The following is a 12,980-nucleotide window of genomic DNA, read 5'->3' as shown; positions in this document are numbered from 1 at the left end:
GTCCACGTCCGCCTGAGAGTCCGACTGCCTGCCGGAATGCCGCCGCACCTGTCATCGTCGGGTCATGGCTGCCGCGAGGACCACCAGAACCCCGCTGTTCCTGATCTCCGGCGCCGTCGTGCTCACGCTGGCCGGATGGTGGCAGTACGAGGCGGCGGTGCCCTCGTTCCCGGTGGTCGGCGACACCAGCACGGTGTCGCTGCTGATCCGCGGCCCGGCACGGGATGTGGCGGTCAAGCTGATCGCGACGGACGACCTGGGGCTGGCGGTCGAGGTCCTGGCGACGGTCGACCAGAACAAGCCCGGCGAGTGCGTGTCGGCGGACGTGCACTTCTACACCGACGGCCCCCCGCAGTCGAGAACCACCCGGCTGTGCCCGTCGCCACCGGGCACCCGCGGTGTGCTGTCGGCGGTGTTCAAGCCGGTCGAGCCGCTGGTCGCGAAGAGCGGTTCGACCACGGTGGTGCGGATGCCCGAGCTGACCGCGACCTGGTTCGGCACCGATCGTGAGTACGACCTCGCGTACGAAGCAACCTTCGCCCACACGGACCCGGCGGCCCAGAACGGGCTGAAGCCCGAGGCGGTCTCACCCGACTACCGGGGTCCAGGGCTGCGGTGGACGCGGCGGCAGGTCGCGAACACCCCGGGCATCCCCGAGGCGGCCCCGTACGGCACGTTCACCGACGTCGCGGCGGAGAAGGCGGCGAACCGGTCATTGTTCTGGGCCGGCCTGCTGGGCGGCGCGGCGCTGTCGGCGCTGGCGTGGGCGGGCGACCTGGTGCTGGCGGGGGCGGCGGAGCGGCGGCAGGAGAACGAACGGCGCGTGGAGGCCGAGGCCGAGCGGCGGGAGATCGCCGAGCTGGCGGCGGCACGGGTGCTGGCGGCGCTGGAGGAGCGCCTCCCGGCCGCGCCCGGCCGGGACGCCGTCGCCACCCGGCGGCGTCCGGCGGGCCGGGTGGCGGGGTGGCGCGGCTGGTTACGCCGGCTGGCCAGGCGGGCACGCCTCTGAGCGCCAGGCAGGCCGCGGCGTCACGGGGCTCGTAGGTAAGCCACGGCGAACGTGTGATCGCCCGGGGCTCCGGCGGCGGTGTGACACCAGACGTGGACCGACACCCGGGGCGGGGCCGAGTAGGAGTCGATGGTCCCGAGGTGGCAGTATCCGCCGCCCGTACCGGTCGCCGTGACCTGCACACTGTCGCCGGTCTTCCCCAGAGTGTCCCAGCTCAGCCGATACTGGCCGGTGCCGAGCCGCGTGAGCGCGGGCACCTCACCGTTGCCGCTGAACGAATGTTCCCGGTCCACGACCGGGGCGGCCGGATCGCCGGTCACGCCGGCGTACGCCGCCGGGGTCGTGCCGTCCCGGTGCAGGCCCGCGCCGTCCACGTACGACAACAACCAGGGCGAGTCCGCCGGCACCGCGCCGCCGATCGTGTGGCAGGCCACGGTGATCTCCACCCGGTCCGCCCCCGGCGTGCTCCCGGCCGGGACGCAGCGGGCCGCCGCGCCGTCACCGTACGGCGTGACCTGGACGTATCCGGTGCCGGACGCGAACGCCGAGCCCTCCAGCGTCACCCGGTAGCGCCCGGCGCCCTCGCGCGTGACGCGGTTGACGCCCCCGTCGGAGTTCACCGTGCCGGCGTTGAACACCGGGTTCACCGAGCCCGTGCCTCCGGCACCGTCGTCGTACCTGACCGTGGCGTAGGGGGCGGTGCCGGGCCCCGGCGCGGCGAAGAAGATCGTGAACCACCAGTCCACCGGCGCGCCTGCCTCGTTGAAGCAGCGCACCTTGACCACCTGGTCGGGGCCGGCGGGCGCGTACCCGGTGACCCCGCAGGTACGGCCCCGGTAGGCGGTCCGGTACGGGGTCACGTGCGTGATCCCGGCCGCCGACGCGACCCCGGGCAGGCGGACCTCGTACGTGCCCGTCCCGGTGTGGACCACGGTGGCGCGCCGGTCGGCGGTGGCCGGGTCGAGCCGGCCGGTGCTCCACTGCCAGGACGGGGTGAGCGGGACGGTCGCGCCGATCGGCGCCTCGGCGGTGGTGGCCCGGTCCATGTACGCGTACGCCCAGCGCGGCCGGGACGCCGGTCGCGGGCTGCCGGCCGCGACTAGGGCGTCCACCAGGCGGGCCCGGTGATCGATCATCTCGTCGGTGGTCGGTTCGAGTGACACGTCGGGCGCGGGGCCGCCGCCCTGGTCCCCGGCGGCGCGGTCGAACCTGAGGTGCTCCCAGTCGTCGAAGCCCGTCAGCTCGTCGGCGTAGCGGAAGGTGTGGGGGTAGTCGAAGTACATCGGGACCCTGATCGACGTGTCCGGCACGAATGCGGCCTGGTCGGTCGGTTCGGGCGAGGTCTCGCAGATCCCGTTGAGGCCGGCGTAGATGCGTCCGCGCTGTTTGAGGTCGTCCCCCGAGCTGTCGGTCTCCAGCTCGTCGTCGACGGGCGGGTCCCGGTCAGGGTCGGTGCCTTCGACGCACTTCTGGAACTCGCCGTTGACGTCGACCGCGACCGCCTGCTCGTCTTCTTCTCCGTCGGTGTCCCAGTCGAGGGGCGTCGAGGCGTCGCCGACGTGCAGGATGCCCTTGTTGTTCCACCAGGCCGCCATGGTGTGGCGGTCGGTGCCGAGGTCCTCGCCCTCGTCGAGCCGGGTGCGGGCCAGCGAGGGCAGCTTGCTGTCGGAGTAGTCGAGCCTGCTGACCTCGTCGAGGGTCCGCAGCAGGATGCTGCCGTCGGTGGCGTCGCCGAGGTCCGCCATGCGGGCCTGCCACGCGCTGTGGTCGGGCAGGCCCACCGCCGAGTAGGTGTAGTTCATGACCGACAGGTAGTTCGGCTTGTAGTTCACCCGGTCGGCGCCGCCGTGGCCGAGGCCGAGCGCGTGCCCGAGTTCGTGGACGAAGGTGCCGCTCTGCATCCGTACCGGGCGCTCGCGCAGGGCGCCGAGGGTGACGACGAAGTCCCGCCCGAAACAGCACCACCCGCCCATGTTGGTGTTGTTGGTCCGGTAACCCCACAGGTTGTAGAAGAACAGGCCGGAGCGGGCCGGGGAGAAGTGGGCGGCCCGGAACGAGTCGAACGGCTGGGGTTGCCCGCCCACCGCGATGGCGAGCGGTTGCTCGCGCTGCGCGCGGTTGACCGGGATCGGCTGGTCGAGCTGGACCAGCAACTGGACGCCCCGCTCGCGGGGGAATCCGTACGGGCAGGTGGCCTCCGCCTGGCGGGGCGCGTTGGCGAACATCGCGATCGCCTCGTCGATCGCGGCCTGGTCGGGTTTGTCGCCGCGGCCGCTGCCGGTGTCGAGCAGCCAGTCGATCTCGACCGCGATGGTGTCGCGGCAGGGGTTGGCCCCGTGGTCGGGCAGCCAGGTGTCCACGGTGCCGTCGGCGCGGGGGATGCCGTTCAGCTCGATGCGGTCGCTGAGGTGGTCGCCGTCGAGGTCCTGGTCGGGCGTGTGGTAGAGCTGGCCGCTGTTCTTCTGGAAGTAGTGCAGGAACTCCGCTCCCGGCGGGGTGTCCAGGTCGAGGAGCTCGGTGCCGGTGTCACGGTCCACGACCCGCAGGGAGACCAGGTACCAGTTGTCAGTGGCGATGTCGTCGGCGTAGTTGATGTGCTCGATGTCGAACCCCTGGGCCAGCTCGGTGGCGGTGGCGCAGCCGGGCAGATGTGCCTGCCAGGTGTACTCGAAGTTCCGCAGGTCGCCCGTGCGATCCTGGTGGAAGGGCCGGGGCGGCAGGTCCGCCGGGCGCTCGTCGAACAGGACCACGTGGTCCCCGAGCCGGAAGATCTCCAGGGAGTCGTCCCTGATCCCGTCGCCTCCGGTCGTGACCGAGATCTCCAGCCGGCAGAACCTGCGGGCCGGATCGGCCGGCGGGTCCGGCTCGCTCCCGGCGTCGAGCGGGATGGTGAGCATCTGGTCGCTGTTCTTGTGGAAGTACTGCAGGTAGTCCTGCCCCGTGGGGGTGGTCCGCTCGGCGAGTACGGCGCCGGTGGCGCGGTTCACGACGGTCAGCGACTTCAGCATCCAGTTGTCGGCCCGGTAGTCGTCGGCGAAGCTGATGTGCTCGATGGACAGGCCCTTGGCCAGATCCGCCGTGGTGGCACAGAGCGTCAGGTGGCCCGTCCATCGGAACTCGGCGTTCCCCCGGTCGCCGGTGCCGCCTTGGTGGAAGGGCCGGAGCGGGAAGCCCACCGGGCGCTCCTCGAACAGGAACACCTTCTCGCCCAGCCGGAAGATCTCCAGGGAGTCGTCCCTGATCCCGTCGCCTCCGGTCTCGACGACGAACCCCAGCTCGCACGCCCCGGCCGCCAGGGCGGGCGCGGGCGGAATCCCGACCAGTACGCAGGCAAGCGTCAGCAGCAGGGCGGCCAGACCACGCCCGAGGGAGGATCGCACGCCTCGACGGTAGAGAGAACGCCCTGACGAGCCGAGAGCCGCCGCGATATCCGTACAAGTCCGTACGCGGTGTGTAACCTCGCGGCAGGTCACGCCGACATGCAGATGTGCCCGAGGCCAACGATCCGCTGCCGCGACGGATCAGGACGCGCCGCGACTTCGCCGACGAGCTGACCCTGCTGCGCGAGCGCGCCGGCCTGACCGTCCGCCAGGTGGCGGCGAAGGTCGGCGTACGAGGCGCGCACAGCACGATCGGCGACTGGTTCGCCGGGCGGGGGCTCCCGTCCACCTCCTCCCGCGAGCTGCTGCTCCAGGTGCTGCACGCGTGCGGCGAGGACGACCAGGACCGGATCGGGGAGTGGCTCGCCGGCTGGCGGCGGGCCAGGCAGCGGCGCGGCGCACCCCGGTCGGGGTCCGCGCCGTACCGGGGCCTGGCCGCCTTCCAGCCCGAGAACGCCGGCTGGTTCTTCGGCCGGGACGAGCCGGCCCGGCGGCTGGTCGCCCGGGTGGGCGAGCTGCGCGAACGCGGCGGCGGCCTGCAGGTGCTGGTCGGCCCCTCCGGGTCGGGGAAGTCCTCACTGATCGGCGCCGGGCTGATCGCCACGCTGGGTACGGGAACGGTCCGGACCCCGGGCGCCAGGCCGATGGACACGCTCGAGGGCCTGGAAGGTCCGCTCATCGTGCTCGACCAGTTCGAGGAGCTGTTCACCCTGTGCGGGGACGAGGAGGAGCGGCACGCCTTCGTCGCCGCCGTTCACGGCCTCGCGCGCGGCAACGTCGTCGTGCTCGGCCTGCGCTCCGACTTCTACACCCAGGCCCTGGGCCATCGGGAGCTGGTGGCCGCCATCACCGAGGGCCAGCTCACGCTCGGCCCGATGGACGAGGCCGGCCTGCGCGCGGCCATCGCCGAGCCGGCCCGCAAGGCCGGCCTCGACCTCGAAGCCGGGCTGACCGACCTCATCCTGCGCGATCTGACCCTGCGCGACCGGGCTCCGGCCGCCGGCGCGCTGCCGCTGTTGTCCCACGCCCTGTACGCCACCTGGCGGCGCGGCCACGGCACCACGATCACCGTCGCCGACTACCACGCGGCCGGCGGCATCGCCGGCGCGATCGCGCTCAGCGCCGGCAACGCCTATGCCGGGCTGACCGAGCCGCAGCGCACGCTGGCCCGGCTGTTGTTGCTGCAACTGGTGCACGTCGCCGACGACACCGCCGACGCCCGCCGACGGGTGGCCAGGCGCCACCTGCCCGAGGGCGCCGGGGACGTCCTGGACCGCTTCATCGCCCAGCGCCTGCTCACCGCCGACGACGGAACCGTGGAGATCAGCCACGAGGCGCTGCTCACCGCCTGGCCGCTGCTGCGCTCATGGCTCGCGGAGGACCGGGCCGCGCTCCTCGCCTGCCGCCGCCTGGCCGCCGACGCCGCCGCCTGGGACCGCGAGGGCCGCGACCCCGCCTCCCTCTACCAGGGCACCCGCCTGGCCGCCGCCCAGGAGTGGAGCGCGGCCACCACGCATCCGCCAGGCGAGCTCGCCGCCGAGTTCCTCGACGCCTCGGCCCAGCTGGTACGGCGGCAGGAGCAGGCCGCCCGCGCCGGGGCACGCAGGCTGCGGCGGCTGGTGGCCGGCCTCGTCCTGCTGCTCGTGCTGGCCTGCCTCAGCGGCGTCGCCGCGCTCGACGAGGCCGCGACCGCGCGCGAGCAGCGCGACATCGCCCTGTCCCGTCAGGTGGCCGGGCAGGCGTCCGCCGTCCGCGCCGCCGATCCCGCGCTCGCCGACAGGCTCGTCCAGGCCGCGTACGTGCTCGCACCCACCACGGAGGCGCGCGGCGGGCTGCTCAGCGCCTTCGGCGCGCCGTTCAACCTGCGGCTGAGCGGCCACACCGACTACGTGCACGATGTCGAGTACGCGCCCGGCGGCGAGCTGCTCGCCAGCGCCGGCAAGGACGGGACCGTGCGGCTGTGGGACGTGGCCACACCGCACCGGCCGCGTCCGCTCGCCGTCCTGGCCGGGCACACAGGCGAGGTCGTCGCGCTCGCCTTCGCACCCGGCGGGCGGCGGCTCGCCAGCGGCGGCGACGACGGCACCATCCGCCTGTGGGGCGTTCCCGCCGCCCGCCCCCTGACGGACCCCACCATCGCCCGTCCGTTGACGGGCCCCACCACCGTCCGGCCCCTGATGACCGTGCCCGCCGCCGACGGCGCCGTTCACGCACTGGCCTACACGCCGGACGGCCGGTTCCTGGCCACCGGCGGCGGCACGGGCGTGATCACCATGAGGGACGCGGCCACGGGCCGGCCCCTGGCCACGCTGCACGGCCACCGGGGCATGGTGCGGCGGCTGGCCGTACACGGCGGGCTGCTGGCCAGTGCCGGGGACGACGGGACGGCCCGCCTGTGGGACCTGACCGCCTTACCACCGCTGCCACCGGCGACCGGAACCCGCCCGGTCCCGCCGATGACCGGATCCGGTCCGGCCCTGACGCTCACCGGCGTCCGCCCGCTCTCGACGCTGGCGGGTCACACCGGCAGGGTCTTGTCGGTCGCGTTCGATCCCGATGGGCGGCGCCTGGTCACCGCCGGTCAGGACGCCACGCCCCGGGTGTGGGACGTGGCCCGGCCGCGCCGTCCCCGACTCCAGGCCACGCTGTCCGGCCACCGCTGGGCGGTGAACAGCGCCGTCTTCGCCCCGGACGGCCGTACCATCGCAACCGCGGGCGACGACAACACCGCCCGCGTCTGGGACGTCGCCGACGGACGCCCACTCCAGACGCTCAGCCCGCGCCCCGGTGCCCCGATCGACACCGGGGCGATGTCCGACGTCGCCTTCAGCCGGGACGGCCACACCCTCGCCACCGGCTCCTACGACCACCTGCTTCGCCTGTGGGACCTGCCCGGCCCCGCCCTCATGGGCGGCGGGCGCACCAGGCCGGTCTGGGCCGCCCCGGACGGCCGTACGGTGATCACCGGCAACGGCGATCGCGCGCTGCGCTGGGACGTCAGCGACCCGCACCGCCCGGTGAGCCGGCTCCAGGCCCGCACCGAAGGGCTGGTGAAGCTGTCCGCCGACGGATCGCTCATGGTCACCGCGGGCCCCGGCGGCACGATCCGCCTGTGGAGCCTCACCGGCCCCGTCCCCGCACAGCTCGCGACCATGAACGGCGCGGCGGCACCCCCGGACAGCGCCGAGTTCAGCGCCGACCGCCGGGTGCTCGCCGTCACCACCACCCGCGACCTCGTGATCCGCACCTGGGACATCAGTGACCCCGCCCACCCGCGCGAGACCCGGCCGCTCACCGGCCACACCGGCTTCGTCAACGCCCTCGCCTTCGCCCCGTCCGGGCGCCTGCTCGCCTCCTTCGGCTACGACAGGACCGCCCGCCTGTGGGACCTCACCGACCCGGACCGCCCGGTCTCCGTGGCGGTCCTGCGCGGCCACGACAACGCGGTCTACAACGGCGCGTTCAGCCCCGACGGCCGCACCCTGGCCACCGCCGGTCAGGACACCACCGTCCGGCTGTGGGACATCACCCGCCCTGGCCGCCCGACCCCGCCGGCGGTCCTGGACGGCCACGGCACCTACGTGGACTCGCTCGCCTTCAGCCCCGACGGCCGTCTGCTCGCGACCGGCGGCGGCGAGCCGATCGTGCACCTGTGGGACGTCACGGATCCCCGCGCGCCCGCCCGCTGGGCGACCCTGACGGGCGGCGAAGGGCCCGTGGTCGGCCTGCTGTTCGCGGGCCGCCTGCTGGTCAGCGGCGGCGCCGACCGCCCGGCCCGGCTGTGGAGCGTCGATCCGGCACTGGCCGGTCTGACCGTCTGCGCCAGGGCCCCGGACCTCACGGCCGAGCAGTGGGCGGGCTACTTCCCCGGCATCGACAGGCGCCGGCCATGCCACCAGCCGTAGCGGGGTCGTGGTGCCGACCCGTCGACCGGAGCGGGTAATTCGTTTGTCGGCCGCCGTGCGCGTCACCGATGATGGCGGTCATGGCCACGACACGACGAGCCGACATGTTCACCGCGGACGGCAAGCCCTCTGACGACGACCCGCGTGAGAACGGGCCGACGCTGGGCGACGAACGCACCACACTGGTCGAAGCCCTGCGCTCCGCACGCCTCACCTTGGAGCTGAAGTGCTCAGGTCTCGACGCGGAGGCCATGGCTCGGCGTTCCGTCGAGCCGTCGACGATGTCGCTCCTGGGGCTGGTGCGCCACCTGGCCGAGGTGGAGCGTGCGTCGTTCCGGGGGACGATGGCGGGACAGGACGCGCCCCGCCTGTTCTGCTCCGACACCGACCGTGACGGTGACTTCGACGGCGCCGTACCCGACCCTCAGGTGGTGGCGGAGGCGTGGGACGCATGGCGTGCGGAGGTGGACTTCGCAGAGCGGTTCGTGGCCGAGGCGCCCAGTCTCGACATCACCGCCGACGACCCGTTGAACCAGCATGGCAGCGGTGGAGGGGCGATGTCGCTGCGCGAGATGCTGGTCGGAATGATCTGGGAGTACGGCCGCCACATGGGCCACGTCGACCTGTTGCGCGAGCGGATCGACGGACGCATAGGCCAGTAGCGGACCGACGCGGGGAGGGGCTCCTGCGGGGTCACCCAGCAGACCATGGCCTCTGTCCTGACCGGCCTGCAGAACAAGGAGCTCATCGCCCGCGAGACCTCACCCGTGCACTCCAAGGTCCCCATCGCCTCGCTGACCGAACTCGGCCGGCACGTGCTGGACGGCGCCTACCAGGAGGTCATCGTGCTCGAACGCGCCCTCGCCGAGAGCTTCACGCCGACCGAGCGCGACACGCTGTGCGAGCTCCTCGAACGCGCCACCACGGTCCTGATCCGGCAGACACCCAACCCCGAGTCTCGCCGCAGCTGACCCGCGGAGTCGCGGACCCGGGAGAATGGCTCCATGATTACCTGTGTCGTCGAGTACGTGATCGATCCAGGGAAGATCGACGCGTTCGAACGTTTCGGCCGCCGCTGGATCGAGCTGGTCAACCTGCACGGTGGCACGCATCACGGCTACTTCCTGCCGGCGGAAGGCGCCAGCGACAAGGCCCTCGCCCTGTTCAGCTTCCCCAGCCTCGCCGCCTATGAGGAATACCGCGGCCTTTTCGGCGTCCACCCGGACTTCGTGGAGGCGGATCGCATCAGGGACGAGAGCGGGTGCGTGCTCCGCTACGAACGCACCTTCATGCGACCGTTGCTGCCTGATCAGCTCGGCTAGGAGCCGGTCCGGAGCCGGATGCGCTCGGAGTCGAAGATGCCCTCGTTCAGAATTCGAGCTCGCCGACGTCGCGGGCAGCACGGGCGAACTGGCGGATCAGGTCGTTTTCTGCTGCGGTGCTCCAGATGAGTGCCCAGCGCAGCGGCGGCGCGTCGCGAATGGGCACGTGAACTGTGTCGGGCCGGGCGTAGTAGCGGGTGGAGTGACCATAAACCGGTGAGACAGCCTCTCCGGCGGCGAGAATGGGGAGCATTTCTTCGCCGGTGGAGACGATCGGCCCGATGCGGATGGGCCTGCCGTTGGGGGTGCGGGTGGGGACGATCGCCTCGCGCCAGTAGCCGGGGTGAGCGCCGCCCATGACGATCTCGTCACCGAGGTCTTCGTAGCTCACCCACGTTCGCGTGGCCAGTCGATGCGTGGCTGACATAGCCAGCACGAGGGGTTCGGTGGAGATGATCGGGCCCACGGTGAGGTCGCGCTCCTCGACGGGGAGCCAGGCCAGCAGCACGTCGACCTCCCGGGCACGCAGCGGTCCGAAGGGATCGCCGAAACTGATGTAGCGGAGCTGGATCTCGCAGTGGGGGCGATGGGCCGCGAACGCGTCGAAGACGGGACGGAGCTCGGCGGTGTTGGTACTGAGCATGCCCAACCGCAGCGCCTCGTTCTTGTTCTGCGCCTCACGTTTGGCCCGCTCCACGCTCTCACCGAGCGCGTGGTATATCGGCCGCAGGTCGTCACGCAGGCGCACTCCCGCGGGCGTCAGCAAGACACTGCGGTTGTTCCGGACGAACAGCTGGGCGCCGATCTGCCGCTCCTGCTTCTTGATCGCCTGGGTGATCCGGGCCGGGGAGACATGCAGGCGCTCGGCGGTGCGCCCGAAGTGCAGCTCTTCGGCCAGCGTCAGGAAGATCTGGATGTCCCGCAGTTCCACGCTTGACCTGCCACGATAAGTCTCCGCTTCATATGATCATGCGGTATTTGTCGTTGTTGCGGTGATCCACCGTACTCGATCCGCGATTCCGGAAGAGCGACGGCCAGGCCTTTTCCGTCAGGGCGAGCTGCGACCCTCGGTGACGCGGACATCTTGTTCGCCGCGCTCCGCCGTGCGGCCGAAGTGCAGCTCCTCGGCCGGCGTCAGGAAGATCTCGACGTCGCCGATCTCCTGGTTCGGCTCCCCCTGAGGCACGACCGCGCCGATCAGCGCGAAGACGCCGCGCGCACCGCCACGGCCCGAGTCGCCTCGGATCGGGCCACGGCCGATCCGAGGCGAGACGGACCGGTGGCACCTTCCGGCGGACCGGACCCGCGGCGACAGTCGAGGCCGGGATCTCCCTCAACGTCACGCGGAGGAAATGTCGTCGCGACGCTTGACCCTGACGCAGGGGCAACCGCTCAGCATGGTCGGCATGACCACGAAGAAGAGGGAAGACCCTGTGGGTTTCGACCGTGCTCGCTGGCAGGAGCGCCTTGACCAGCTGCGCGCCAGTCACCACGTGCCGGGCGCGGCGCTGGCGGTGCTGGTGGAGGGTGAGATCCACGAGCTGGCCGGCGGAGTGCTGCACCGAGGGACCGGCGTGGAGGTGACGACGGACTCGGTGTTCCAGTCCGGCTCGATCGCCAAGGCGTACACGGCGACGCTGGTGATGCAGCTCGTCGACTCCGGGGAGCTGCGGCTCGACAGCAGGGTCGTCGACGTGCTGCCGGGCTTCGCGGTCGCCGACGACGAGGCCACCAGCAGCGTGACGATCGGCCAGTTGCTCAGCCATACCAGCGGGATCGCCGGGGACTTCACCCACGACACCGGCCGCGGTGACGACTGCCTCGCCCGTTACGTGGAGGCGTGCGCGGACCTGGGTCAGGACTGCCCGCCGGGGACCGTCGTCTCCTACTCCAGCACCGGGTACGCGATCCTCGGCAGAATCGTGGAGGTGGTCACCGGTCAGACCTGGGACGAGGCGTTGCGCAACCGGTTGCTGGCGCCGCTCGGTCTGGAGCATTCGATGACCTTGCCGGAGGAGGCGCTGCGGTTCCGGGCGGCGATGGGCCATCTCGGGGATCTGGGAAGCGACCCGGAGCCGGCGCCCGCGTGGGACATGTTGCCGCGCTCGGCCGGGCCGTACGGGCGCGTCCTGGTCACGGCCGGCGACGTCGTCCGCTTCGCGCGGATGCATCTCGACGGCGGCACCGCGCCCGACGGCACACGCGTCCTGTCCGCCGGGTCGGTGGCGACGATGCGGCGGCGCGCCGTCGACTGCCTGGACAGATGGACGTTCATGGCGCACGCGTGGGGCCACGGGTGGGCGCTGTACGACTGGGACGGTGTCCCCGGCTACGGTCACGACGGTGCGGCACTCGGGCAGTTCTCCTACCTGCGTGTCGTGCCGGGCAGCGGCGTCGCCGCCGCGCTGCTGACCAACGGCGGCGGCGCGACCGGTCTGTTCGTCGAGCTGTTCCAGGAGCTGCTCGGTGAGCTGGCCGGGGTGCGTATGCCCGACGCCTTCGCCCCCGCCGCGGACCCGCAGCCGGTCGATGTCGCCGCGCTCACGGGCACGTACGAACGCGAAGGCATACGGCTCACGATCGGCGAGCGGGGCGGAGTGCCGCGTCTGCGCTTGCAGCTGACCGGCGGGAACGCCGGTTACTCACCGCCGATCGAGACCGACCTGGTGACGGTGTCCGACACGGTGCTCGCCATGCCGGGCCTCGGCCCTGTCAGCGTGCCGTGGCTGCCACTGGTGTTCGGAACGCTTCCGGACGGCATACCGTACGTCTACTTCGGCATGCGGGCGACACCGAAGATCGGCTGAAGGAGGTCTGATGCTGACCATCGGCGAGCTGGCGTCGTACACCGGAGTGACGGTGCGCGCGGTGCGGCACTATCACGCCAAGGGGCTACTGCCGGAGCCGGAGCGGGACCGCTCCGGTTATCGGAGGTACGACGCCGGCGCCGTGGTCGAGCTGATCAGAATCCGCACCCTGGCCGAGGCCGGGGTCCCGCTGGCGCGTGTGCGGGAGCTGCTGCGGGCCGGCGAGGAGGAGTTCGCCGCGGCGGTCGCGGACATCGACAGGCGGCTGCGGGCGGAGATCCGGGAGCGGCAGCGGCACCGGGAGCGGATCGCCCGCCTCGCCGCGGGGGACAACGTGGCGCTGCCTCCGGAGGTGGTCGAGTTCCTCGACCGGCTGCGGGCGCTCGGGGTCGACGAGCGGATCGTCCGGGCCGAACGTGACGGCTGGATCCCGCTGGCCATGCGCTCACCCGAGCGGGTCCCGGAGTGGATGGCACGCAAGCGGGAGCAGATCACCGATCCGCAGCTCGTCGACTTCTATCTCACCCTGGGCCAGGCTCTCGACCGGACCGACGACG

The 12,980-nt window shown here is 72.2% G+C and carries 9 protein-coding genes and 1 pseudogene; 7 read left to right on the top strand and 3 right to left on the bottom strand.

The annotated features are described in order from the left end of the window. Window positions 1-64: 64 nt before the first annotated feature. Window positions 65-1,009 (top strand): hypothetical protein, encoded by a 945-nt coding sequence (locus AB0H64_RS25380; RefSeq protein WP_357628925.1) that lies wholly within the window; start codon window positions 65-67, stop codon window positions 1,007-1,009. Between the two features lie 20 nt (window positions 1,010-1,029). Here AB0H64_RS25380 and AB0H64_RS25375 read toward each other — a convergent pair whose 3' ends face one another. After that, window positions 1,030-4,389 (bottom strand): hypothetical protein, encoded by a 3,360-nt coding sequence (locus AB0H64_RS25375; RefSeq protein WP_357628922.1) that lies wholly within the window; start codon window positions 4,387-4,389, stop codon window positions 1,030-1,032. Window positions 4,390-4,496: 107 nt separating this feature from the next. Between AB0H64_RS25375 and AB0H64_RS25370 the strand changes: the two genes are divergently transcribed. The 4 genes from AB0H64_RS25370 (at window position 4,497) to AB0H64_RS25355 (ending at window position 9,616) form a co-directional block, all read left to right on the top strand. Further along, window positions 4,497-8,294, top strand: a complete 3,798-nt coding sequence (locus tag AB0H64_RS25370) for a helix-turn-helix domain-containing protein (RefSeq protein ID WP_357628919.1) — start codon at window positions 4,497-4,499, stop codon at window positions 8,292-8,294. Window positions 8,295-8,374: 80 nt separating this feature from the next. Next, on the top strand, window positions 8,375-8,956 hold the full coding sequence (locus AB0H64_RS25365) for a DinB family protein (RefSeq protein WP_357628916.1): 582 nt from the start codon (window positions 8,375-8,377) through the stop codon (window positions 8,954-8,956). 45 nt (window positions 8,957-9,001) lie between these two features. After that, window positions 9,002-9,265, top strand: coding sequence for a hypothetical protein (locus AB0H64_RS25360; protein WP_357628913.1), 264 nt, complete (start codon window positions 9,002-9,004; stop codon window positions 9,263-9,265). A gap of 33 nt (window positions 9,266-9,298) precedes the next feature. Further along, complete coding sequence (locus tag AB0H64_RS25355) at window positions 9,299-9,616, top strand: NIPSNAP family protein (protein ID WP_357628910.1); 318 nt, start codon at window positions 9,299-9,301, stop codon at window positions 9,614-9,616. 46 nt (window positions 9,617-9,662) lie between these two features. Here the strand turns inward: AB0H64_RS25355 and AB0H64_RS25350 are convergent, their stop codons facing one another. Together AB0H64_RS25350 and AB0H64_RS25345 are read right to left on the bottom strand one after the other, a co-directional pair. After that, window positions 9,663-10,547: a LysR family transcriptional regulator gene (locus tag AB0H64_RS25350; protein ID WP_357628908.1), complete on the bottom strand. Its 885-nt coding sequence runs from the start codon at window positions 10,545-10,547 to the stop codon at window positions 9,663-9,665. A gap of 117 nt (window positions 10,548-10,664) precedes the next feature. After that, entirely contained in the window at window positions 10,665-10,802 is a 138-nt protein-coding gene (locus tag AB0H64_RS25345; RefSeq protein ID WP_357628905.1) for a hypothetical protein, read from the bottom strand. A gap of 220 nt (window positions 10,803-11,022) precedes the next feature. Between AB0H64_RS25345 and AB0H64_RS25340 the strand changes: the two genes are divergently transcribed. Both AB0H64_RS25340 and AB0H64_RS25335 read left to right on the top strand, forming a co-directional pair. Further along, window positions 11,023-12,423 carry a serine hydrolase domain-containing protein gene (locus AB0H64_RS25340; protein ID WP_357628902.1) on the top strand — a complete coding sequence of 467 codons (1,401 nt, stop codon included), beginning with the start codon at window positions 11,023-11,025 and terminating at the stop codon, window positions 12,421-12,423. A 10-nt stretch (window positions 12,424-12,433) separates the two neighbouring features. Further along, a pseudogene (locus AB0H64_RS25335) lies at window positions 12,434-12,631 on the top strand (MerR family transcriptional regulator); the annotation flags it as partial. Window positions 12,632-12,980: the final 349 nt, after the last annotated feature.

Origin of the sequence: Nonomuraea sp. NPDC050733 (assembly GCF_040654215.1) — a bacterium.
GTDB lineage: Bacteria > Actinomycetota > Actinomycetes > Streptosporangiales > Streptosporangiaceae > Nonomuraea.
Note: the sequence above shows the minus strand (reverse complement) of the source record. Positions and strands in the feature narration are given on the sequence as shown.

What these genes read in the sequence shown, in the direction of transcription:
- AB0H64_RS25360 (WP_357628913.1), top strand. Translation starts at nt 9,002, where the DNA reads ATGGCCTCTGTCCTGACCGGCCTGCAGAACAAGGAGCTCATCGCCCGC.
- AB0H64_RS25380 (WP_357628925.1), top strand. Translation starts at nt 65, where the DNA reads ATGGCTGCCGCGAGGACCACCAGAACCCCGCTGTTCCTGATCTCCGGC.
- AB0H64_RS25340 (WP_357628902.1), top strand. Translation starts at nt 11,023, where the DNA reads ATGACCACGAAGAAGAGGGAAGACCCTGTGGGTTTCGACCGTGCTCGC.
- AB0H64_RS25355 (WP_357628910.1), top strand. Translation starts at nt 9,299, where the DNA reads ATGATTACCTGTGTCGTCGAGTACGTGATCGATCCAGGGAAGATCGAC.
- AB0H64_RS25365 (WP_357628916.1), top strand. Translation starts at nt 8,375, where the DNA reads ATGGCCACGACACGACGAGCCGACATGTTCACCGCGGACGGCAAGCCC.